Here is a 20,868-nt window from a genome sequence, read left to right on the forward strand (position 1 = left end):
TGTTCTCCCCGGGGGGGAACGCAGGCCCCACGTCGCGGGGCGCAGACTGAACTCCGGTGACGGAGTTCGCGTGGGGCTGTGTGACTGGAACGCGTGAAGCATCGGCCGCACGGGGACCGAGGAGCTCCTCCGGTTGCTTGGGAGTGCGAATCCGCTGTGCACAGCCCGACCAGGTCGAGGCATTCCACGGAATCCTTCGGAGTGGGACGCCCCCGGTTGTCAGCGGGCGGTCGAGGCGTCCCCCCGAGCCCACCATCCCCCGACCCGCCCCCTGTCCTCCAGTTCCGGGCCGAGTTCGGCGAAGAACGCGGCAGCGGCCTCCAGGCCGTTGACGACGATGCCGACGTCGTCCATCCGCTGAGTCGTCATCCCCCGAGCATGGGTGGGTTGTTCGGCCGTGCCGGTGAGGGGCGGCACCCCGGCCCCACGCCGGAGCCGCGAGTGTCCGTGGTGGCCGGGTGGTGCGCCAGCGTCGTCACTCCTCGGACCTGGCCGATGCCCGGTGGGTGTTGACCGAGCTGTGCCGTCGGCGCCGAACACCGGTGGACGGCCCGGGAAGCATCCGCGAGGCGACATCGTCGACGCGGTCTTGTCCGTGGTGCGCACCGGCTGCGCGTGGCGGCGGTTGGGCGGCGATCAACGGCATGGTCCGCCGCCTCACCCGCGGCAGGCCCGCCGCCCGTCAGTTGGGAGACGGAGCGAGAAACCCGGAAAGCCCCTTCGGGTGAAGGAACAGACTCCCGTGTGCGAGCAGAGGTCGAAGGAGGCGGAGCCTCGTGTCCTCGACGCGGTGGAGACGGAACTGGCGGCGGCACCGGGCCACCACATTGCCGCCTCGACGGAGCTTCGGGGACGAGGCGGACGGAAGTGACTGTCGGGCAGGTGGCGCCGTTTCACCGGAACGGGCGTGGAGACCCCGGTGGGAGGCGAGGGGACAAAATCCCGCCCGGCCACCGAAGAGGCTCCACGTGGCTGTCCGCCGTGCCGTCCTCGACGCGCACCAGGAGGGCTTGCGCGGCCTGCGCAGTCGAGACGGTTCCCGGTCGTCCTGGATGGCAGGACCTCTGCCGCCGCCGACTGCGCACAAGAGCGACCGCGGAACCGAGTTGCGGCGCCGAGCCCGCATCGGTCTCCGACGGTGTCGGAGCAGCCATCCCCTCCTCGTCCGGGCGCGCCTTCTCGTCCGGCCGACCGGTCTGGTCGGGCCGCCGAAGAGCCACCGCCCCACCAGTGGAAATCCGAGAGGAAGTACCTCTCCACAATGGCGGAAGACATCGGAGAAGCGGTTTCCAGGTCTGGCCCGGTACGGCTTCGTCGCCCACTCGGAGCCGTACCGCCGAGGTACGGGAAACCTGGTCCTGCGGCTCGGCGGGAAAACGGGATAGGGTTGCTCCGAACAGCCTGAACCAGGAAGTCCTAGGCCATATGGAACCATCGAGACCTGTCCGGACCTCTCTGACTCTCCTGTGGCCGGACGCAGAAGTCTTCGGTGACAGTGACGGCGCTCGGCACTTCGAGAAGCATGGGACGTTGAATTGCCGCCCATTCTCCCCCTCCTGAACTATCTGAACGCGAACGCCCCCGTTGTGATCCTGGGGGCCGTCATCGTTTCCTACCCCATTATAAGAAATTTGCTGGAGAACCGTCGGAACTCCAGGGACGAGAAAGCTCTGAGGAATTTCTTCGAAAAAGGGGAGAAGCAGACGAAGAGGGTGTGGTATGCCCCCTGGAGGAAGAGGGAGTCGGAGTTCATACCGGGCACCCGGACCAGGATGCCGGTACGCGACCACAACAGGGTCAGGGAGGAGATCGAGACGGGGGTGGACGCCTCCGACGAGTTGCGGGACCTCGGGGAGGCGGGTGGATTCTTCCCGTTGGTCATCACGGTCGCATACGAGGAGAAGCTCGAGGGGGAGGTCAACAAGCTCAGCCCGTTCGAGAGGAAGATAGCCGGAGTGGAGGCTGAGTTGATGGTCCTCGACGGGGTCTACGGAAGGATCGAGGAGGTGATGGAGCCCTACAGCAGACTGGCGGAAAGAGCCGAACTGGTCAAGATGACCGCGGAGAACTGGGAGAAGGACGTCAAGGTCAGCGTGGAAGGCGCGACCGAAGCGGTGAAGTCCCTGGAGGGCGAGGTGGCGTCGCTGTCGGACTCCGTCGCGGGAATCGTGGGGAAGGTGATGCCGGAGGCTCAGCAGACGCAGAGTCCGGATCAGGGACAGTCATCGGAGGAGGAGCGTAGGGGCGGGAGGGCGACCGGCCAGAGGAGCGGTCCCGCACAGGAGGAGAGGAACACGAGAAGGAATGCCGTGAACCGGCAGAACGGTCCGGGTCAGCGGAATCAGGGAAGCGGGCGGGAGTGACTCCGCCGCAGCGGTGGACAGGAAAGCGAGTGTGATTCTGGTGTACCTTCTCTTCTGGTTTTTTGCCGCCGTCTTCGCGGTGCGGGTGGTCCTGCGCCTGGTTTTCATGTGGCTCGGGTTCTACCAGTTGATGAGCGGCCACAGGGGAAGCGACATGCTGGAGGTAGCCCACAGGCTGCACTCGGCTCGAATGGCGCTGCTGGGCGTCGGTGGACGCCTGCTCGTTCTCGACGAGATCAGCCGCGGTGGGGGAGTGGGACCGGAGGACCTGTCCGCGGCGGAGGAGGAGAAGAGAAAAGCCGTCGAGGAGTGCGCCGAAGCGAGACGAGAGATTCTCTCGGTGGCCGGAAGCGGACGGCGCTTCGTCGATCCGGGCAGCGTGTTCACCAGGCGGGCTGTGGGAAGCCTGGCGCTGGACGCGGCGATTCTTCTGATTCCCGTCCTGCTGGTCGTCCTCTCCTAGGGAAAAGGAACCAAAGCAGTGGAGTTGTTCGGTGTCACCGTGACCTACGTGCAGGCCGGAGTGCTGGCCTCCATGGCCGTGATGTCGTATGCCATCGCGAGGGTGAGGGCCAAGAAAGCCCGCGACGACTACTACATCAAAATGACCCAGGAGAAGGACCGGGCGATGAAGGACCGCCCGAGGACCCAGAAGCTGATAAGGGAGACGCTGCAGTACGAGAATATCGACCCGGAAACCGGTGTGAGCCTGAAGAGGCACGAGATCAACAAGAGGATGGCCTCTCTCAGGGAGCAGCACGGTTCCAAGCTGAAGTCGATCAGGGAGAAACTCGACTCCAGTACCCAAGATCCTTGAGGAGACGAAGAACAAGCACAGGGCGGCGCGGCGGAGCTTGAGGGGCGGAGAAGGACTTCTCAAGGACCTCAAGGGGCAGGAGAAGAAGTTCGCCGAGACCAGGAAGAGACTGAAGGAGACGCTGGAGAGCGTCGACAGGATGATCAACGAGAAAGTCCTGGCGGAGGAGCGCAGGTCGATGAGCACCGCCCGGGCTTTCTCGGCCTACGAAGAAGTTCTCCATAATCAGGGGGACGTGGAGAGGGCCACGAGGATGGTGGAGGGGATCCTGGGCCAGGCGGAGCGGATCGTCAACGAGCAGCTCGCTCCCGCGGGAACCGATCCGGTCGACCTCGTGGGTATGGTCTCCACCTACAGGGAGTCCTATGAGGAATGGATCCAGGCCGTTCGGTCCACCAATGAGTACCGTGCGGAGATCGGCGAGATCTCGACGAGCATCGACGGCGTCAGGGAGGAGCTGGCCCGTCTCCGCGGAGAGGCCAGACCGGAACTCGCCGCTCTCTACGAGCAGTCGAGACAGGAGTTGGACAACGAGTACTTCAGGGGGATCTCCAGGGAGAGCCTCGGACAGGAAAGCCTCAGACGCCTCCTCGGTCAGGAGCCGGACCAGCGGCGGCAGGTCGGTCCGGGAAGGCAGACGAGAGAAGACCGCTCCCGAGGGCGCTGAGTCCGCTCGCCCCCGTCCCCCTTCTCTGATCGAGGATGAAAGATGAACACTCTGCTGCTGGTGGCCATCCTGTTCTTCTCCGTTTTCCTGGTCCTCCGATCACTCGACGGGTGGTGGGACAGTGACGAGAGGGAGATCCGTTCCGCTGTCGAGAACAGGGTCAACAGAAGACTGGCGCTGGACGCGGCAAAATCCCTCGAAGCCCGTGCCGAACTCGCTCTGCAGAGAATCCGGGAGACGGGGAGCGGAGGTCCTCCGGCGGAGGGCGCCGACACCGCCCCGCCGAGCCCTGTGGACATCGACGACCTGTCGGCCGGTATGAAGGCGGACCCCCGCGACCTTCCCGAGGACGAACTGGAGAGGGAGAAGCGCGTCCGCGGGCTGGTCTTCGCCGTGGACCTGTCGTTCACGGTGATCGGCGCCCTCGGGATCGTCGTGTTCGCCGTCGGATCGATCATGCTCCTGTTCTGAACGGAACCGCCACGGCGCTGGACCGCCCCCGAGCACGGCCGCCGAGCGGCACTCCGCCACCCGACCGAACCGGACACGGAAAGGTCGGGTGCGGCAGGAGGTCCCCTTCCTAGCGTGGGTGCCGCAAGGGAAGGAGATCCGGGATGCTGGACCGGCTCAACCGGGCCATGGAGCACATCGAGCGCCACCTCGACCAGCGGATCGAGGGGGCCGAGCTGGCGCGGATCGCCGCCACGTCCGAGTACCACCTGCGGCGGCTGTTCTCCGCGCTGGCGGGGCTGCCGCTGTCGGAGTACGTCCGGCGCAGGCGGCTCACCGTCGCCGGGGCCGAGGTGCTCGCCGGGGAGCGGACGCTGCTCGACATCGCGGTGCGTTACGGCTACGGCTCGGGCGAGGCGTTCGCGCGGGCGTTCCGCGCCATGCACGGCGTGGGGCCCGGCGAGGCCCGCCGCAGCGGCGCCGCGCTGCGCTCCCAGCCCCGGATGTCCTTCCGCCTCGTCGTCGAAGGGAGTGGTGACATGCGGTACCGGATCGTGGACAAGGACGCCTTCCGCGTGGTCGGGAGGAAGACGCGGGTGCCCCTGGTGCACGAAGGACAGAATCCGGCGATCGTCGAGTTCGTGCGGGGCATCGACGCGGGGACGCTGCGGCGGCTGGAGGAACTGTGCGACCAGGAGCCGCGCGGGATCGTCGCGGCCGTCGACAACCTCGCCGACAGCCGCGCGGAGGGCACCGAACTGGACTACTACCACGGCGTGGTGACCGGCGCGGAGCCGCCCGGCGACCTGGAGGCCCTGTCCGTCGCCGCGGGCATGTGGGCGGTGTTCGAGGTCTCCGGCGAGGTGCCGCAGGCGATCCAGTACCTGTGGCGGGACGTGTTCACCCAGTGGTTCCCGTCCAACCCGTACCGGAGCGTGCCGGGGCCGGAGATCCTGCGCACCCTCCTGTCGGAGGACGGCGCCCACGCCGAGGCCCAGTTGTGGATCCCCGTGGAGCGGACCACCTGACGCGGTCGTCGTGCCGCTGCGGTCGCCCCCGCGCATCGGGGGTGACCGCAGCGGCACTCCCGGCCCGGACCGCGTCGACGGTGGGCGGCTTATCTGGGCATTTGACCCGCTATCGTCGAGATCGTCCCTGTAGGGCGAGTAGGCGAGACGGGGTGTGCCGGTGAGCGCCGTGAAGAGGACCGTGCTGGTCGAGGTCTGGTCGGACGTCGTGTGCCCGTGGTGCTACATCGGCAGACGCCGCCTGGAGCGCGCCCTGGAGCAGTTCGAGCACGCCGACGAGGTCGAGGTGGCCTGGCGCAGCTTCCAGCTCGACCCGGCCTTTCCCGTGGGCGTGCGCCGGTCGGTGCCCGAGGTTCTGGCGGAGAAGATCGGCGGCTCGCCCGACCGGGTCCGCCGGATGCACGCGGAGATCACCGAGCTGGCCGCACAGGAGGGCCTGGCCTACGACCTCGACCACGCCACCATGGTCAACACCGTCGACGCCCACCGCCTGACCCACCTGGCCAGGGCGCACGGCCTGGGGGACGCGGCCCACGAGCGGCTGCTGCGCGCCCAACTCGTCGAGGCGCAGGTCCTCGACGACGTCGACACCCTGGTCCGGCTGGGCGTGGAGATCGGACTGCCCGAGGAGGAGACCCGTAGGGTCGTCCTCGGCGACGACCACGTCCAGGACGTCCGGGCCGACGTCGCAAAGGCCCGTGCGCTGGGCATCACCGGGGTGCCGTTCTTCGTGCTCAACCGTGCCTTCGCGGTCTCCGGCGCCCAGCCCGCGGGGACGCTGCTGTCGGCGCTGCGCACCGCCCGCGAGCACGCGCGCGACTCGGCCGCCTGATTCCGCCGCACGGCCCCGCCGACCGGCAGGCGGTCGGCGTCAGACGGTGAGCCGGAACTCGGCCGTCGCGTGGCGCCGACCGTTCACCTGCAACTGCACCGCGTGTGTGCCGGAGTGGTAGCGGCGGGTGCTGATCGGTCGGAAGGAGTGGACCTTGCGCAGCGCACAGCTCTCGCCCGGCTCCAGGGTGCGCGTGGTGAGCTTGAAGACCTTCGCCGTGCGCGTGCCGTTGGCCTTGACGTGGTGGACGACGTAGTCGACCGCGACGGCTACCGGCGTCGTGCCGCGGTTGGTGACCGTCGCGGTGAAGCCGAGTTCGCCGCCGAGGGCGACCTCGGCCGCCGCCAGGTGGGGGCCGTCCACCGTGACGGGGACGTCCGCCGGGTAGCCCAGGGCGGCGAGCGCGCCGGGATGACCCTGCTTGACCAGGCCGCGCAGGCCGTGCCGGACCACCCAGGGGGTGTTGGCGTCCGCGTCGGCCAGCCATCGGAGGGCTGTTTCGACCGCCGTGTCGGGGTGGTCGTGGCCGATGTCGTTGAGGTGGTTGGCCACCGATCTGCGGACGTAGTCGGAGCCGTCCCGGTACAGGGCGTGCAGGACCGGCAGCGCCGGGGTCGGGTCGGCCACGAGCGCGGGCAGGCGCGCCGCCCAGGGCAGGCGCGGCCGACAGCCCTCGCTGGCCAGGCGGCGCACGTGCGGGTCCGGATCGGCGGTCCAGTCCAGCATCACCGCCAGGGCTCGCTCCAGGTCGCTGTCCAGGAACGGGCGGACCGCGTACTCGCTGGTGAGCCGTGGTGTGAGCGCGGCCAGCAACTCCAGGGCCGGCTCGAAGTCGGCCAGTCCGCGAACCGCCACGGCCTCACCCACGGGCAGGGTCATCCACCCCCGAAACGCCTCGTCCTCCAGCGCGGCGCGCACCACCGCATCGAACCGCGGGTAGTCGGCGGGCAGGTCGGCGAGGACGGCGTCGCGGACCAGGGTGACGCGCTCCTTGAAACCGTGGCCGGTCAGGCGGTCGGCGCAGGCGCGCACGGCGCTGCCAGCGGCCCCTGCGCGTTCCAGGTGGTCGGAGAGGGCGCGCACGGTGGCTGGACCGAGCATCTCGTCCGCGGTGGGCATGGGGTCTCCCGGAGGTCGGAGGGGTGGGCGACCAGCATGCCGCAGGGATGTGACAGTGCCGGGCGCCGGACCTCACGGCCTCCGTCCGCGCAGGCGCAGCCCCAGCCACGCGACGACCACTCCGAGCAGGCCGTAGAACGGCTGCAACCAGGAGAAGTACCTGATGATCACGGGTTGCACGAGGACCCAGCCGATCAGGAGCACACCGGCGGCGACGGCGGCCGTCGCGGTGTGCCGGGAGCCGACGGCGGCGAGCAGCGCGCACACCGCCATCGGGACCGCCACCACAACGGCCAGCGTGATCCCGGCGAGGAGGGAGCTGGCGAAGGGCAGGCGGGCGGTCACCGCCGGGCCGAGGATGTCGCCGCCCATCAGGCCGACCGCTCCGACCGTCGCCGACACCGCGACGAAGGCGGAGACGACGGTCAGCGGTACGGACCTGCGGCGGGTGGTCTCTGCGGGCATCGGCGCCCCCTTCCGTTCCGCACCGGCCGGAGTCGGTCCGGGTCCCACGGTCGTCCTCTTCCCGGATACCGGGCCCGGATGCCCGGTGCGGAGCGCCGCCGAAGACGCGGCGGCCCCGCCGGACGTGGTTTTCCGGCGGGGCCCGCGGCGTGGTCGCCTGACCTAGCGGATCAGACGAAGTTCACGTCGCTGCACAGGTAGTAGGTCTGGTCCATGTGCGAGGCCTTCCAGATCGTGAAGACGACGTGGCGGCCGCTGCGGTTGGGGGCGTTGACGGTGAACTGGATGTTCTGGCTGGGCGCGTAGCTGCCGGTCTGGTGCACCAGCTCCAGGCTGCCCCAGGTCAGTGGCTGGGTGGTGGGGTCGAAGCCCTGGTGGGTGACGTAGACCTGGAAGTAGTCCGCGCCGTGGCTGGCCTGGTCGTACAGGTGGATCGTGAAGGTGTTGTTGATGTTGGTGGTCTTCCACGGACCCACGGCGTCCAGGGACCGGTAGCGGCCGCCCTCGGCGTTGCCGCCGCTGCACAGCTGCCCGTCGGGGAGCGCCGCCCGGTGGTTGCCGCCGACGCCGTTGCGGTACAACCCGTTCCAGTTCCACATGGCGTTCGGGTTGTCCTGCCACGCCTGCCAGCACATCGGGTCTTCCTGCTGCATGTTGGGGTTGAGGTGGTCGCTGCCCCACCGCTCCCAGCAGCCGTAGTTGCGCGTCGCCGGGTTGATGACCGACCCGTGGGCGGCCGCGGGCGCGGTCCACTGGGTCAGGCCGAGCAGGGCCGCGAACAGCACGGCCAGAGCGCGTACAGTCCACCGGGAGTTCCCGGTGCGAACATGACGATGCATTGTTCGATCTCCAATTTCCGGATGTGGGGGTTCCGGGCATGGGAGCGTTCCCATGCTGCGGAAATATTACCCCATGAAGCCGGATAAAAACAGTCAGTTACGAACACGGAGAGTTTGTACCTGGTCATCCGCTGTGGTCAGACCTTGTGCGGCCGCCGTGGCCGGGGCCCTCGTCGGGTCGGGGCCGGTCGGGCGTGGCGGCGCCGAGGAGGCGGATCCGGTAATGTTCCTTTTGTTCGGATCGATCCGAACAAAAGGAACGCCTTCGAGGACTCCCCATGACCGACCGACCCCTGACCATCGCGATCACCGGAGCCAGTTCGGGCATCGGACTGCGCGCCGCCGAGCGGCTGGCCGCCGACGGGCACCGCGTCCACGCGATCTGTCGTGACCCGGACCGCGGCGCGGCCGCGGTGGCGCGGATCTCCGTGGCGGCGCGCCACCCCGCGCGGCTGGTGCTCGCCGACCTGGCCGACCAGAAGTCCGTCGCCGCCGCGGCGGACCGGCTCGGCGACGAACTGGACCACCTGGACGTCCTGGTCAACAACGCCGCCGTGTTCGACCAGACGATCCGCCGACCGCGCTTCACCGCAGACGGGCACGAACTCTTCTGGGCCACCAACCACCTGGGTCCGTTCCGGCTCACCGCCGCCCTCAGCCGCCTGCTCGCCGCGGCCCCCCGCCCCAGGGTCGTCACGGTCGCCAGCAAGGGACTCGTCACCATGCCGCGCATCCGCATCCGGTTCGACGCGCTCGACAGCGCCGACTGGTACACCCCGACCCGGGCCTACTACCACGCGAAACTGGCGCAGGTCATGATGAGCCACAGCCTGGCGCTACGCGCGGCGGGCCGGGCCGACGTGGCCTGCGTCCGGGTGCCCTCGGTACGGCTCGACCCCGGGCGGGTGGCCGCGATGCCCCGGCTGCTGCGCGTCCTGTACGCGCCCAAGAACCGGATCGCCCATCCCCCCGAGCGGATCGCCGAGACCTATGCCCGCGTCGCGACCAGGGACTCCGTCTGGAGCGACCACGCCGACCCCGGCGGGGACGCGCGGGCCGCACTCAGGGGTGTCTACCTCGACGAGAACGAGCGGCCGGTCGACGCCCCGGCGTTCGCCTACGACGAGGAGGCGCGCGAGCGGCTGTGGGCGGTGAGCCAGGGGGCGACCGGTGACCCCGGGTGGGCCTGGTGAGGCGGGGGACGACCGTGGGAGAGGACACGCGGGAGGAGTTCGTCGAGAACGCCGGACTGTACTTCGAGCGGCTCGGCCTGAGCCGGACCGCCGGACGCGTTCTGGGGTGGCTGCTGTCCGAGCCCGCGGGGACGGCCGACGCCCCGCGGCTGTGCGCCGAACTCGAGGTGGCCAAGAGCAGCATGAGCGTGGCGCTGCAGCAGCTCACCGCCGCCGGACTGGTGGAGCGCCACCGGCCGCCGCGGCGGCGCCGGGACCACTACCGGGTGGTCGAGGACGTCTTCGGCCGCGCGTTCCGGGCGAAGATGGCTGAGTTCGCCGCGTTCCGGGAACTGGTGGAACAGGGGTTGCGCGCGGTCGGCGACGAGCCCGCGGCGCGGGACCGCCTGAGCCGCATGGCCGGGATGTACGAGTTCATGGCCCGAGAGTTCCCCAGGCTCCTCGACCGCTGGGAACGGGAGCAGGGGAGGGAAGGAAGGCCGCGGTGACCGAGCGCAAACCGTCCGGAGAGCGGTTCGAGTCGTGGGTGGACCGCCAGGTCCGCGAGGCGATCGAACGGGGCGAGTTCGACGACCTGCCCGGACTGGGTCAACCCATTCCCGACATCGACAAGCCCTACGACGAGATGTGGTGGGTCAGGCGCAAGCTGCGGCAGGAGAACGTCTCGCTGCTGCCGCCCGCGCTCGCCCTGCGCAGGGAGGCCGAGCAGGCGCTGGCCGAGGCGGCGCGGGCGGACTCCGAGGCCGAGGTGCGCCGCATCGTCGAGGACGTCAACGACCAGATCCGCGCGATGACGCGGCGGCCGATCCCCGGCCCGCCGCTCACCCTGGTCCCCTACGACGTGGACGAGATCGTCCGCGAGTGGCGGGAGCGGCGGGGAGGCGGCGAGGGGCGCTGAGGTCCGGAAGCGGCCCCTGTCCCGTCCGGTCGTCGGGCGGGACAGGGGCCGCAGGAGCCGGGCGCCGTCGGCGGCCGCTCAGCGGCCGCCGACGGGCGCGGACGGGGTCCTGGGCCGGGGCGCGGCCGCCTCCTCCGCGCCGGTGCGGCGCGCGATGAGGTCGAGCGCCTGCTTCAGGTATCCGGCGAACCTCGGGTAGTTCTCGCTCATCGGGAAGTGTCCGATCTCCGACATCTCGATGAACTCGGCCCCGGGGATCTGCTCGGCGGTGCGTCGACCGTCGTCGGGCGTGGTGAGGTAGTCGTACTCGCCGGTCAGCATGACCACCGGGCAGCGTGAGGTGTCGATCTCGCCGCAGCGGCCCCGCAGGTCGTGGTCGACGGAGTAGAAGTAGAGGTCGCCGCGGAACGCCTCGGAGCCCTGCGTGTAGTAGAACCACGTGCGTCGGCGGTCGCTCTCCGGTGACTGGGGCGCCATGAGGTCCCACACGCCGCTCGCGCACACCTGCGCGGCGTTGGCCTGCGGGTGCTGCCACCAGTCGAGGAAGAAGCCGGGCGAGTGGTCGGCCGCCTCCACGGGGATGACCGCCTTGAACCGGTCGGGGTGGCGCAGCGCGAGCTGCAGGGCGACGTTGCCGCCGAAGGAGGAGCCCATGAAGATCGGCTCCTCCAGGCCGAGGGCGTCGCAGAAGGCCGTGATGAACGCGACGTAGTGGTCGGCGGTGAGCAGGTACTCCTCCTTCCACCACTCCGAGTTCAGCGGCGGGTCGGACTTGCCGTGCCGGGCGAGGTCGTAGGCGATGACCCGGTAGTTGTCGGTGATCTCCGAGTCCTCCAGCAGGCCCATCCACTGGTGGTTGTGGCATCCGGCGGTGTGCTGGCAGACCAGGGGCTGCCCGGTCCCGTTCTCCAGGTAGAAGACGCGGTACTGGGAGCCCTCGACCTCGATCGTGACGTAGTGCCCGGTGACCGGGGAGATTCCTGTCGGGGTTGTCATGGCGGTGTCCTTTCCGGGGTCAGACCAGCGGGCCGGTGGCGCGCAGCAGTTCGATCTGGCGGGTCACGCAGCGCAGGTTCTGCATGAGCACCAGGAGGTTGCCCTCCAGACGCATGTCGCGCTGGAAGGAGGCGGCCCAGATGCCGTGGAACATCGGTGCGGGAGTCTGCCGGCCGAACTCCCGCCAGGTGTCGGCGCCGGCCCGGACGGCGAAGTCGTAGTCCTCGAGCGGCCCGGGATCGACGATCAGCTCCTCGATCCTGCCCCGGTGCATCCGGACGAGGAACTTCTTCTCCTCCATGTCCCACAGGAACGAGCAGGAGAAGTACTTTCCGTGGGCCTGGATTTCCGGGTCGGAATCGCTCAGCCGACGGAATTCCGTCACGGCGGATTCCGTGCTGGTGGTCATGGTCATGGCGGTCGCCTCCGACGTGGGTGAACGGCTGTGCCCTGCGACCCCGGGTGACAGGGATCACAGGGCACATGTTCTCCCCCAAAGAGGGAGATAACGGTGATTCGGTGAATATGGCACTGGCTCGCCCGAATCTTTGTGCTTCTTTTGTGCGGGGTGCCGGAGTCCGCCCGCGGTGTTCGAGCGGAAGTCCTTCCCCGCGAACCTCCAGGCGTTCCCCGGGCACGTCAACCACGCGGCCTCGGGGGACCCGACCGCGGCCCGGGGGCGGTGAGGCGTCCCGGGCCGGAGCGCCTCCCGGTCCGGGCGACCGGGGAGCGAATCCCGTTCGGCCAAGGGTTGTAGAACCGGATTCGGTCCTGTTAGCATCACCGCGTCAAGTGAGTTGGATATTCCAACCCACTGGGAGTGGGAACGGTCGCGGCCCCGGTGGGCCGGAGCGGCCCGACCGGTGAGTGGGAAATCCCGACAGAGGAGGGCGTCATGCGGGACGCGGTGATCGTCGAGGCGGTGCGCACGCCGATCGGCAGGGGGCGGCCGGAAGGAGCGCTGCACGGGGAACACCCCGTCGACCTGCTGGCCCGCACCCTCGCGGCGCTGGTGGAGCGGGCCGGGATCGATCCCGCGCTCGTCGACGACGTCATCGGCGGCTGCGTGACCCAGGTGGGGGAGCAGGCGGGCAACATCACCCGAAAGGCAGCCCTGGCCGCCGGGTTCCCCGAGAGCGTCCCCGGCATGACCGTCGACCGGCAGTGCGGCTCCTCCCAGCAGGCCGCGCACATCGCGGCGCAGGGCGTGATCAGCGGGGCCTACGACATCGCGGTCGCCTGCGGGGTGGAGGCGATGTCGCGGGTGCCGATGGGCGCCAACGTGCTCCCCGGAACCGACCCGCTCGGTTCCCGACTGGCCGGACGCTACCCGGACGGACTGGTCGGGCAGGGCATCAGCGCCGAACTGATCGCGGCCCGCTGGAAGATCGGCCGCGAGGAGCAGGACGCCTACGCCCTGGAGTCGCACCGGCGCGCCACCGCCGCCTGGGAGCGCGGCGAGTTCGACCGGGAGGTCGCCTGGGGCGGGCAGTGGGACGAGACCGTGCGCCCCGACACCTCGGCCGAGGCACTGGCCGGACTCCGGCCCGCCTACCACCACCCGGCCGTCGCGGAGCGTTTCCCCGAGATCGGCTGGAACGTCACCGCGGGCAACGCCTCGCCGATCAACGACGGCGCGGCGGCCCTGCTCGTCATGGGCGCGGACGTGGCCGAACGGCTGGGACTGCGGCCGCGCGCCCGCTTCCACACCTTCGCCGTGGCCGCCGACGACCCGCTGCTGATGCTCACCGCCGTCGTCCCGGCCACCGAGAAGGCGCTGGCCAGAGCCGGACTGCGGGCCGACGACATCGACCTGTTCGAGGTCAACGAGGCGTTCGCCTCGGTGGTGCTGGCCTGGCAGCGCGAGACCGGGATCGACCTGGACAGGGTGAACGTGCGCGGCGGCGCGATCGCCGTCGGCCACCCCCTGGGCGGCAGCGGCGCCCGCATCATGACCACCCTGCTGCACCTGATGGAGGACCGCGGCGCCCGCTACGGACTGCAGACCATGTGCGAGGCCGGGGGAATGGCCAACGCCACCGTCCTCGAACTGCTCTGACCGCCGCTGTCGGGAGCCTCTCCCGCGCGGCTTTTGGCAGTGCTTCCGGGAAAGACCGTTCGAAATCCCAACCGACTGATCTAGGATGGGGCCATGTCGAAGAGCGTGGCTCCCCGGAAGTGCTCGGTCGCCGACACGCTCGACCTGGTGGGCGACCGCTGGTCGCTGCTGGTCGTGCGCGAGTTGAGCCACGGGGTCCACCGCTTCGACCGGATCGTCCGCAACACCGGGGCCTCCCGCGACGTCCTCACCGCCAGACTGCGCAGACTGGAGGCCGTGGGCATCATCCGCCGCAGGCTCTACAACGAGCACCCCCCGCGCTACGAGTACCGCCTGACCTCCGCGGGCTGGGAACTGTGCGACGTGCTGCTCACCCTCATGAGGTGGGGGGACCGGCACCTCAACCCCGACGACCCGCCGCTGCGCTACCAGCACTCCTGCGGCGAGGTCCTGGACCCGGTGGTGGTCTGCGCCCACTGCGGCGGCCCGGCGGTGCGGGGCGCCCACTCGCCCTCCGGCCCCGCCCTGGCCGACGACCGGTGCTCCTGACGCCGGAGCCGCCCGAACGCGGAAGAACGGGTCCCTGGCACCGGGATCACCGGTGCTGTTCGGGGGAGAGCAGACGCAGCAGCAGTTCGCTGTTCCGCAGCAGTTCCTTCTCCGGATCCCACAGTCCGGGCAGGTCGGTGCCCGGAGCCCGGTGCGGGTCGGCCAGGCGCGACTGGATCTGCCGCGCGGTCGCGCGGGCGTCCTGGGCCTCCCCCGAGGTGAGGTCGGACGACCAGCGGATCAGGGACGCCAGCTCCCGCAGCAGGCGGGCGTAGTCCAGACGGAACTCCATGGACGGGTGCGACGGGTCGCCCTGGACACGGTCCAACTCGTCCACCGTGGCCGCGATCACCCGGATGCGGGAGCTGACCCGCTCGGAGAGGTCCATGAGGCGGAGCACCGGCCTCGGGTCGTGCCGTTCCAGCACGGCCCGAGGGTTGCCGCGCACCGACTCCTTGGCGTCGTCGCAGGCGCGGCGCGCCCTGCGGGTGCTGCGGTGCAGTGCGTCGGACCACCGTTCCCACCAGGTCAGCCCCTTCTCGGGGTCGGCGACGCTGTCGGCGAGCGCCTCCGTCGCGGCGGCGGCGTCCGAACGGAGCTCCTGCAGCGCGCGGTGCGCCCGGCCCAGGTGGGTGGGCGGGAACAGCAGCGCGTTGATCCCCAGCCCCACCACCACCCCGACACCGACGTCAATGAGACGGGGAAGCACGTAGGAGACCACGTCGTGGCCGCCGAACAGCAGCGCGAACAGTGCGGTGAACGACACCTGCGAACTCTGGTCGCCCAGCGCCCGCAAGCTCGCCACCAGCAGCGACACCACGACCACCACGGCGATCCCCAGCGCCGTGGGACCGAAGGCCTCGCCGACCGGGATCGCCACGAGCCCGCCGAGCAGGAAACCGGCCGCGTAACTCGTCCCCTCCCGTACCGACAGCGCGATCGTCGGGTAGACGCCCAGCAGCGCGGCCAGCGGCGCGAAGTACGGGTTGGGCTGGCCCAGCCCGTACTTGGCGATCACCCAGGCCAGCACGGCGGCCAGAGCGGCCTTCACCACGAGCCGCAGGCGTTCGGACCAGTACTGCCGCCATCCTTCGGGGTGGGCGGGTGCCCACGTCCGCACCAGGTATCCGACCCAGTTGCGCAGCACGGAAATGCTCTCTCTCCCAGCACACGACGTCGGGCGCGGCCGCTCGGGTGGCCGCGCCGCGGATCAGGGACGCGGGAACGTCCTGGTCCAGCCACGGCCGGCGCGCCGCGAACGCTTCCCGCCCGCCGCGGCCCGGCACCTGGGGCAGACCCGGCGGACCTCGTCGGCCGCGCCTCCGGACTCGGGGAACGCGTCCGACCACGGGACGTGGGGGAAGCGCCGCAGCCGCGCCCGGCTCAGCGGCAGGCCGCACAGTGTCTGGTTCTGCCCCGGCCAGCAGGCGTGCGCCTCGCCCGAGGGCAGCCGCACCCCGTCCTCGTCGATCCACTGGCCCGAGGCCGCGACGAAGGGCTCGCCCTGTGCCGCCATCGTGGACCCCCTCTCCACCGCCGTGCACCGCTACCCGCGCCGCCCGCGCCCAACCGCGCGGGGATGCGGAACAAGAGGGGCGTCTCCTCCGCGAGGAGACGCCCCGGGATGCCGATGCCGGCGGTCGGCCGGAGGAGAGACCGGACCACCCGCGGGAGAGACGCGGGGAGGCATCGGCGGTCGAGCGGCTCAGGGCGTGAGCACGGTGCGCGCGCCGAGGGGGTTGTCGAGGTCGGCGAGGGCGCTGTTGACCTCGGTGAGGGGCACCCGGGCGCTGAGGAGTTCGTCGAGTTTCAACCGGCCGTCCAGGTAGAGCCGGCAGTAGAGCGGGATGTCGATCCGGAACCGGGCCGAGCCCATCTTGGAGCCCTGGAGGCGCTTCTCCAGCAGCAGGTCGGTGGCGGGGACGCGGATCTGCACGTCGGGGCGGGCCACGCCCACGACGGTCGCGGTGCCCTTGGTGTCGAGCATCCGGAACGCCTGCTCCATGGTGGCGGCGATGCCCACCACCTCGATGGCGTGGTCCACGCCGCCGCCGGTCAGTTCGCGCACCGCCTCCACCGGGTCGGTGGTGCCGGCGTCGACGGTGTGGGTGGCGCCGAACTCCCGGGCGAGGGCCAGTTTGTCGGCGAGCCGGTCGACCGCGATGATCTGCGCGGCCCCGGCGATGCGGGCGCCCTGGACGACGTTGAGGCCCACGCCGCCGCAGCCGATGACCGCGACGGTCTGGCCGACCTGGACCTTCGCGGCGTTGCGCACCGCGCCCACGCCGGTGATCACCGAGCAGCCCAGCAGCGCGGCCCGGTCCAGGGGCATCTCCTCGGGCAGTCTCACCAGGGCGCTCTCGTGCACGAGGAGCTGCTCGGCGAATCCGCCGAGGCCGACGAACGGCTCGACGGGCGTGTCGCCCCGGCAGAGCCGGGGCGGTTGGCCGGGCGGGCGGGAGCGCCGCTTGCGCTCGCAGTGCTGCAGTTCGCCGCGCATGCACCAGCGGCAGACTCCGCAGAAGGCGGAGGCGCAGGCCGCGACGGGGTCGCCGGGCCTGACGTAGGTGACGGCGCTGCCCACACGCTCGACGATCCCGGCGGCCTCGTGGCCGAGGACGAGTGGCAGGGGGAGGGCGTTGGCCCCCAGGTGCATGGTCCGGTCGGTGTGGCAGACGCCGGAGGCGACGACCCGGACGAGGACCTCGTCGGGTGCGGGGTCCGAGACGGTGACGTCCTCGATCACCAGGTCCTCGCAGAACTCGTGCAGGACGGCTGCTTTCATCAACGCCTCCCGTGGGTTTGCTCATGAGATGCAAATAACAATATATTGCTTATCATTAATTGCGTAGATGTCTGCTTCGGGTGGCGTGGCAGAGGCGCCCGGGACGGCCGCGCGGCGGGGAGGAGACCGGTTGGGCCGCGCCTCCCGTTGGGTGGGCGCGCAGGTGGCGGGCTGTCAGCGCGTCACCGTGGGCGGCGGGGTCGGCGGGGGCTCCGGTGAACACCACCGGGCCGCCGCCGTGGCCCGCGCCGGAGCAGGGTCGATGATCCGGTCGGCGCGGGCCGTCACCGCCCGGTGGCACTCGATGACGACCACCGTGGCGCCCCGCCGCGTCCCGCCGGCGAGCCGTGGACCAGCGTGCTCTTGCCCGCCCCGGCCGGGACCTCCGGGAGCGGGTCCGTTTCCGGGGACCTGGCGGGGTGGGTCACGGCCCCGGTGGCCGCGACGCCGGGGACGCGGAGCGGCGGTGGCAGGCCCCGGCGTCGCGGTCGTCCCGCGAGGCGACTAGCCGCAGTGGTCGTAGACGCTCACGCCGGACAGTTCGTCGTTGCCGACATTGCCGTACGGGAAGTTGCCCGCCCGGTTCTTCGGGAAGAACGCCGCGGGCCGGGTGCCCGGGTCATGGACGTGGAAGTGGCCGCAGAAGCCGTAGGAGCCCCACGCGCTGGCCTCGTCGTTGAACTTCCGGGGCACGTAGTACAGGCCGGGTTCGACGAAGTAGAGGTGCCAGCCCTCACGTTCGGCGCGGGACCCCCACGGGCCGTGCTCGGTCACGACCACGTAGGAGACGCGGTCCCTGTCCCGGCCGTCCCTGCCGTCCCGGCCGTCCCTGCCGTCCCTGCCGTCCCTGCCGTAGCGGTCTCCGCTGGCGGTCTCCCGGGCCGGCTGCAGGCACTCGGCGTTCCCGGCGTCCCCGCCGTCGGGGACGAGGGTCACCGCGCAGCCGGGCAGGACCACCGGCTCGTGGTCGATGCCGGCCTCGGCGGTGGACACGGTGCCGGACACCAGAGCACCGGTCAGCGCCCCGGTGAGAGCGATCTTGGTGAAACGACGCATGACTCCCCCCAAATGTCACGTCGCATGGTGACTGTATGGTTACACACCGTCCCAGGGTGGCGCAGTCTCCGCACCCGTGTCGGCTTTCGGAGTAAGGGAGCGGAAAAGCCCTGGTCAGGGTGTCGTGGTCGGGGGAAGCAGGCGTAGTACCGGCACGGTGGTCCCGGGGACGGCCAGGTCGGTTCCGGCGACCACGAGCAGACCGGTGCCCGGGGGCGCGGAGGCGGCGGTGTCGCCGGGGGGAGTCATCCGCCGGAAGTGGAACTCCGGTTCGGCGAAGGCCTCCTCGCGCGTCGCGGCGGTCTCCGCCGGTCCGGGGCGGCGGGCCACGGACCGGCTGATCCGGCCCACCGTGCGGGCGAAGTCGGCGGCCGCGGTGGGGTCGTGCGGCGGCGGTTCGGGCGGTGGCGCGCCGGGGACCAGCCACAGCGTCGCGCCGGGGGTGCACAGTCCGGCCAGCAGCGCCACGGCGGGGTGGCCGTGCGGGTCCCCGACCCGCACGGTCGCGTCCCGGCCGTCGCGGAGCCGCCCGACCGCGGTCAACTGCTCCTCGGGCGGGTCCGCCCAGTCCAGCAGCTCCAGGGCCGCCGGGACCGGCAGCGGGTCGGGACGGGCGCGCCGCAGCGGCCAGCGGGGGAAGACCGGCGGCGGCCACACGTAGGGAAGCCCGTCGGGCACGTCGCCGAACAGCGGCCGGTAGTGCTCGGGATCCTTGCGGAGCAGCGCGGAACGGTGCGACCGGTGCAGCGCCACGTCGCCCAGCCACGGCGGCAGCAGGTCGCGGGCGAACAGCTCCGCCTCCCGCGGTGCGCGTCCCCCGGTGAACTCCAGCAGCGCGGGCAGCGTGGCGTCGGCTCGGCCCCGCGAGCGCCACTCGGCGCAGACCGCCACCCCGTAGGCCACGAGGGCGGGGACGAAGCCGCGCCACATCGCCACGGCCGGGTGCCGCTGCCAGCCGTACTCGGGCCACACCAGGGCGCGCAGGATCTGCAGGGTCTCCACGCGCTGCTTGCCCAGTCGGCGGTCGTCCAGCACTTCGGCGCAGGCCGCGAAGGTGGGAAGCGGCAGAAAGGTCTGCATGGGCTCCCCCTACCCGGCTCGGCCGCTCCGTACGGTCCGGGACGGGGCGCCGGAGGTGCTTCGGGGCAATGCCCTGCCCGCCTGACTTCCCGCACCGGTTCTCAGGTGATCTCAACCCCTGGGGGCCGTGTGGCACCAGCCCGTGGGAGTTTCCAGGTCACCTCCACTCCAGGGGGGTGTGGAACCCGGCCCCGTGGGGTGGAGGCCGCATGCGCCCCCCTCGGGGCCGAGGCCGCAAGCCCGGGGGGCGAGGTTCCACGACCCCCGGAAGTCTGCGGCCCTTGGATCGGAAAGTCCATCACGTTCCCGAGGAGCGGGTGTTGCGGCGGCCGCTGGAACCCGAGAGGGCCGCCCGGGAGCCTTCCTCCCCCGCGTCCCGGCCTCGGTCGAGGCCGGGACGGGACCGGCCCCGTCCCGGGCGGCGGTGGGGGCGGGGCCGATCGTCGGAGAGGAGCTTCGGCCGCTCGCCTACTTCGTGCGCGGCGGCGCGAGTTTCGCCGAGAGGTCGCGCAGGGCGGCCTCGTCGGGGCGCGCCCCCGCCTCGATGGCCATCCGCGCGTCGACCATCTGCCGGGGCGAGTCGACGCTCAGGTGCGCGGTGAGCCGACCGTCGGCGGCCAGCCAGGCCGCGGCCCACCGCTCGCCGCCGTCGCGGACGACCACCGTGTCGTCGGGGCCGTGATGCCCCACGTACTGGATCTTGTGGCCGAACTGGTCGCTCCAGAAGTAGGGGACCGGATCGTGGACGGGCGGCGGCGTGTCACCGGACGGGTCGTGCAGCAGGACCGCCGCGACGACCCGCGCGGCCTCCCGGGCGTCGTCCCAGTGCTCGACGCGCAGCCGGCCGTTCCAGCGCGGCGACCACCGCACCGCCACGTCGCCGAGGGCGTGGACCCCGGGCTGCGAGGCGCGCAGGTGCTCGTCCACGAGCACCCCCCGCTCCACGTCGACCCCCGAGCCCTCCAGCCAGGCGGTGTCGGGGCGGACGCCGACGCCGACCACGACCACGTCGGCGTCCACGTGCTCGCCGCCGGCCAGTCGCACGCCGGTCTCGGTGACCTCCGCGACACCGGCGTCGAGCCGCAGGTCCACCTCCGCCCACCAGGGCAGGAACCGGGCGCCCACCGTCGGCCCCAGGGCGGCGGCGAGCGGGGCCGGGCCCGCCTCGACGCAGGTCACCGAGCAGCCGTGGCGCAGCGCGGCGGTGGCGACCTCGGCGCTGATCCAACTGGCCCCCACCAGGACGACCCGCTGGCCGGGCTTCAGTTCGGCCCGGAGCCGGGCCGCGTCGTCCAGGGTGCGTACCGTGAGCTGGCGGCCCGGGCCGGGGAGCCTGACGGGGGAGGCGCCGGTGGCGATGACGAGCGCGTCGTAGGACAGTTCACCGTCGGTGGTCCGCACCGTCCGGGACGCGGGGTCCAGGGAGGTGGCGGAGACGCCGAGGCGCACGTCCACCGACAGCTTCGCGTAGTCGGTGGGCAGGGTGGGGTCGTGGTCCTGCTCGACCAGCGCGGCCTTGGTCAGCGGCGGCCGGTCGTAGGGCGGGTGCGGCTCGGCGCAGAGCATGACCAGTTCGCCCTCGTAGCCCTTCGAGCGGAGCTGTTCGCACGTCCTGGCCGCGGCCAGGCCGCCACCGGCGATGACGATCCGTTCCATCGTGACGCTCTCCGTC

General features: G+C 71.2%; 24 protein-coding genes. 12 read left to right on the top strand and 12 right to left on the bottom strand.

Features of this window, described 5'->3' with window-relative positions:
- Positions 1-219: 219 nt before the first annotated feature.
- Complete coding sequence (locus NI17_RS06655) at positions 220-369, bottom strand: hypothetical protein (protein ID WP_199860124.1); 150 nt, start codon at positions 367-369, stop codon at positions 220-222.
- Positions 370-1,535: 1,166 nt separating this feature from the next.
- Between NI17_RS06655 and NI17_RS06660 the strand changes: the two genes are divergently transcribed.
- The 7 genes from NI17_RS06660 to NI17_RS06690 all read left to right on the top strand — a co-directional run bounded on the left by NI17_RS06660 (position 1,536) and on the right by NI17_RS06690 (position 6,157).
- Complete coding sequence (locus NI17_RS06660; protein WP_068692876.1) at positions 1,536-2,363, top strand: hypothetical protein; 828 nt, start codon at positions 1,536-1,538, stop codon at positions 2,361-2,363.
- Positions 2,364-2,394: 31 nt separating this feature from the next.
- Entirely contained in the window at positions 2,395-2,826 is a 432-nt protein-coding gene (locus NI17_RS06665; protein WP_068692877.1) for a hypothetical protein, read from the top strand.
- An 18-nt stretch (positions 2,827-2,844) separates the two neighbouring features.
- The gene (locus tag NI17_RS06670; RefSeq protein ID WP_068692878.1) at positions 2,845-3,180 is read left to right on the top strand and encodes a hypothetical protein; all 336 of its coding nucleotides are present in this window, start codon (positions 2,845-2,847) and stop codon (positions 3,178-3,180) included.
- 37 nt (positions 3,181-3,217) lie between these two features.
- A complete protein-coding gene (locus tag NI17_RS06675) occupies positions 3,218-3,847 on the top strand; it encodes a hypothetical protein (RefSeq protein WP_068692879.1) in 630 nt (209 codons plus the stop codon).
- A 42-nt stretch (positions 3,848-3,889) separates the two neighbouring features.
- Positions 3,890-4,318 carry a hypothetical protein gene (locus NI17_RS06680; RefSeq protein WP_068692880.1) on the top strand — a complete coding sequence of 143 codons (429 nt, stop codon included), beginning with the start codon at positions 3,890-3,892 and terminating at the stop codon, positions 4,316-4,318.
- Between the two features lie 143 nt (positions 4,319-4,461).
- Positions 4,462-5,325, top strand: a complete 864-nt coding sequence (locus NI17_RS06685) for an AraC family transcriptional regulator (protein ID WP_068692881.1) — start codon at positions 4,462-4,464, stop codon at positions 5,323-5,325.
- A 160-nt stretch (positions 5,326-5,485) separates the two neighbouring features.
- Positions 5,486-6,157 (top strand): DsbA family oxidoreductase, encoded by a 672-nt coding sequence (locus NI17_RS06690; RefSeq protein WP_084012755.1) that lies wholly within the window; start codon positions 5,486-5,488, stop codon positions 6,155-6,157.
- 39 nt (positions 6,158-6,196) lie between these two features.
- On the opposite strand, the gene NI17_RS06695 is transcribed toward NI17_RS06690, so the two are convergent.
- From NI17_RS06695 to NI17_RS06705, 3 genes are all read right to left on the bottom strand, one after another.
- A complete protein-coding gene (locus NI17_RS06695) occupies positions 6,197-7,276 on the bottom strand; it encodes a DNA alkylation repair protein (RefSeq protein ID WP_068692882.1) in 1,080 nt (359 codons plus the stop codon).
- A 72-nt stretch (positions 7,277-7,348) separates the two neighbouring features.
- The gene (locus NI17_RS06700; protein ID WP_068692883.1) at positions 7,349-7,741 is read right to left on the bottom strand and encodes a hypothetical protein; all 393 of its coding nucleotides are present in this window, start codon (positions 7,739-7,741) and stop codon (positions 7,349-7,351) included.
- A 170-nt stretch (positions 7,742-7,911) separates the two neighbouring features.
- On the bottom strand, positions 7,912-8,580 hold the full coding sequence (locus tag NI17_RS06705; RefSeq protein ID WP_068692884.1) for a lytic polysaccharide monooxygenase auxiliary activity family 9 protein: 669 nt from the start codon (positions 8,578-8,580) through the stop codon (positions 7,912-7,914).
- Positions 8,581-8,858: 278 nt separating this feature from the next.
- Here NI17_RS06705 and NI17_RS06710 point away from each other — a divergent pair, with 278 nt between their 5' ends.
- From NI17_RS06710 to NI17_RS06720, 3 genes are read left to right on the top strand one after another with little or no spacing between them, the layout of a single operon-like run.
- On the top strand, positions 8,859-9,773 hold the full coding sequence (locus NI17_RS06710) for an SDR family NAD(P)-dependent oxidoreductase (RefSeq protein ID WP_068692885.1): 915 nt from the start codon (positions 8,859-8,861) through the stop codon (positions 9,771-9,773).
- 14 nt (positions 9,774-9,787) lie between these two features.
- Positions 9,788-10,261 (top strand): GbsR/MarR family transcriptional regulator, encoded by a 474-nt coding sequence (locus NI17_RS06715; protein ID WP_068692933.1) that lies wholly within the window; start codon positions 9,788-9,790, stop codon positions 10,259-10,261.
- Complete coding sequence (locus NI17_RS06720) at positions 10,258-10,671, top strand: DnaJ family domain-containing protein (RefSeq protein ID WP_068692886.1); 414 nt, start codon at positions 10,258-10,260, stop codon at positions 10,669-10,671. Before NI17_RS06715 ends, NI17_RS06720 begins: the two co-directional genes overlap by 4 nt.
- Positions 10,672-10,749: 78 nt before the next feature.
- Here NI17_RS06720 and NI17_RS06725 read toward each other — a convergent pair whose 3' ends face one another.
- Complete coding sequence (locus NI17_RS06725; RefSeq protein ID WP_068692887.1) at positions 10,750-11,667, bottom strand: alpha/beta fold hydrolase; 918 nt, start codon at positions 11,665-11,667, stop codon at positions 10,750-10,752.
- Positions 11,668-11,686: 19 nt separating this feature from the next.
- Positions 11,687-12,052: a hypothetical protein gene (locus tag NI17_RS06730; RefSeq protein ID WP_234402048.1), complete on the bottom strand. Its 366-nt coding sequence runs from the start codon at positions 12,050-12,052 to the stop codon at positions 11,687-11,689.
- A 510-nt stretch (positions 12,053-12,562) separates the two neighbouring features.
- Here NI17_RS06730 and NI17_RS06735 point away from each other — a divergent pair.
- Both NI17_RS06735 and NI17_RS06740 read left to right on the top strand, forming a co-directional pair.
- Positions 12,563-13,726 carry a thiolase family protein gene (locus NI17_RS06735; RefSeq protein ID WP_068692888.1) on the top strand — a complete coding sequence of 388 codons (1,164 nt, stop codon included), beginning with the start codon at positions 12,563-12,565 and terminating at the stop codon, positions 13,724-13,726.
- Positions 13,727-13,819: 93 nt separating this feature from the next.
- Entirely contained in the window at positions 13,820-14,275 is a 456-nt protein-coding gene (locus NI17_RS06740) for a winged helix-turn-helix transcriptional regulator (RefSeq protein ID WP_068692889.1), read from the top strand.
- Positions 14,276-14,321: 46 nt separating this feature from the next.
- On the opposite strand, the gene NI17_RS06745 is transcribed toward NI17_RS06740, so the two are convergent.
- The 6 genes from NI17_RS06745 to NI17_RS06775 form a co-directional block, all read right to left on the bottom strand.
- On the bottom strand, positions 14,322-15,422 hold the full coding sequence (locus tag NI17_RS06745) for an FUSC family protein (RefSeq protein ID WP_068692890.1): 1,101 nt from the start codon (positions 15,420-15,422) through the stop codon (positions 14,322-14,324).
- A 63-nt stretch (positions 15,423-15,485) separates the two neighbouring features.
- Positions 15,486-15,791 (bottom strand): hypothetical protein, encoded by a 306-nt coding sequence (locus tag NI17_RS06750; RefSeq protein WP_068692891.1) that lies wholly within the window; start codon positions 15,789-15,791, stop codon positions 15,486-15,488.
- A 189-nt stretch (positions 15,792-15,980) separates the two neighbouring features.
- Complete coding sequence (locus tag NI17_RS06755) at positions 15,981-17,060, bottom strand: Zn-dependent alcohol dehydrogenase (protein ID WP_068692892.1); 1,080 nt, start codon at positions 17,058-17,060, stop codon at positions 15,981-15,983.
- Positions 17,061-17,564: 504 nt separating this feature from the next.
- Positions 17,565-18,116: a hypothetical protein gene (locus tag NI17_RS06765; RefSeq protein ID WP_068692893.1), complete on the bottom strand. Its 552-nt coding sequence runs from the start codon at positions 18,114-18,116 to the stop codon at positions 17,565-17,567.
- Between the two features lie 114 nt (positions 18,117-18,230).
- A complete protein-coding gene (locus NI17_RS06770; protein WP_068692894.1) occupies positions 18,231-19,196 on the bottom strand; it encodes an MSMEG_6728 family protein in 966 nt (321 codons plus the stop codon).
- 468 nt (positions 19,197-19,664) lie between these two features.
- Entirely contained in the window at positions 19,665-20,852 is a 1,188-nt protein-coding gene (locus NI17_RS06775) for an NAD(P)/FAD-dependent oxidoreductase (RefSeq protein WP_068692895.1), read from the bottom strand.
- Positions 20,853-20,868: the final 16 nt, after the last annotated feature.

It is taken from the genome of Thermobifida halotolerans (assembly GCF_003574835.2).
GTDB classification, from domain to species: Bacteria; Actinomycetota; Actinomycetes; order Streptosporangiales; family Streptosporangiaceae; genus Thermobifida; species Thermobifida halotolerans.

Coding starts and splice junctions, on each gene's coding strand:
- NI17_RS06775 (WP_068692895.1), bottom strand. CDS start 20,852: ATGGAACGGATCGTCATCGCCGGTGGCGGCCTGGCCGCGGCCAGGACG.
- NI17_RS06655 (WP_199860124.1), bottom strand. CDS start 369: ATGACGACTCAGCGGATGGACGACGTCGGCATCGTCGTCAACGGCCTG.
- NI17_RS06755 (WP_068692892.1), bottom strand. CDS start 17,060: ATGAAAGCAGCCGTCCTGCACGAGTTCTGCGAGGACCTGGTGATCGAG.
- NI17_RS06735 (WP_068692888.1), top strand. CDS start 12,563: ATGCGGGACGCGGTGATCGTCGAGGCGGTGCGCACGCCGATCGGCAGG.
- NI17_RS06765 (WP_068692893.1), bottom strand. CDS start 18,116: ATGCGTCGTTTCACCAAGATCGCTCTCACCGGGGCGCTGACCGGTGCT.
- NI17_RS06680 (WP_068692880.1), top strand. CDS start 3,890: ATGAACACTCTGCTGCTGGTGGCCATCCTGTTCTTCTCCGTTTTCCTG.
- NI17_RS06685 (WP_068692881.1), top strand. CDS start 4,462: ATGCTGGACCGGCTCAACCGGGCCATGGAGCACATCGAGCGCCACCTC.
- NI17_RS06725 (WP_068692887.1), bottom strand. CDS start 11,667: ATGACAACCCCGACAGGAATCTCCCCGGTCACCGGGCACTACGTCACG.
- NI17_RS06740 (WP_068692889.1), top strand. CDS start 13,820: ATGTCGAAGAGCGTGGCTCCCCGGAAGTGCTCGGTCGCCGACACGCTC.
- NI17_RS06700 (WP_068692883.1), bottom strand. CDS start 7,741: ATGCCCGCAGAGACCACCCGCCGCAGGTCCGTACCGCTGACCGTCGTC.
- NI17_RS06710 (WP_068692885.1), top strand. CDS start 8,859: ATGACCGACCGACCCCTGACCATCGCGATCACCGGAGCCAGTTCGGGC.
- NI17_RS06705 (WP_068692884.1), bottom strand. CDS start 8,580: ATGCATCGTCATGTTCGCACCGGGAACTCCCGGTGGACTGTACGCGCT.
- NI17_RS06750 (WP_068692891.1), bottom strand. CDS start 15,791: ATGGCGGCACAGGGCGAGCCCTTCGTCGCGGCCTCGGGCCAGTGGATC.
- NI17_RS06770 (WP_068692894.1), bottom strand. CDS start 19,196: ATGCAGACCTTTCTGCCGCTTCCCACCTTCGCGGCCTGCGCCGAAGTG.
- NI17_RS06695 (WP_068692882.1), bottom strand. CDS start 7,276: ATGCCCACCGCGGACGAGATGCTCGGTCCAGCCACCGTGCGCGCCCTC.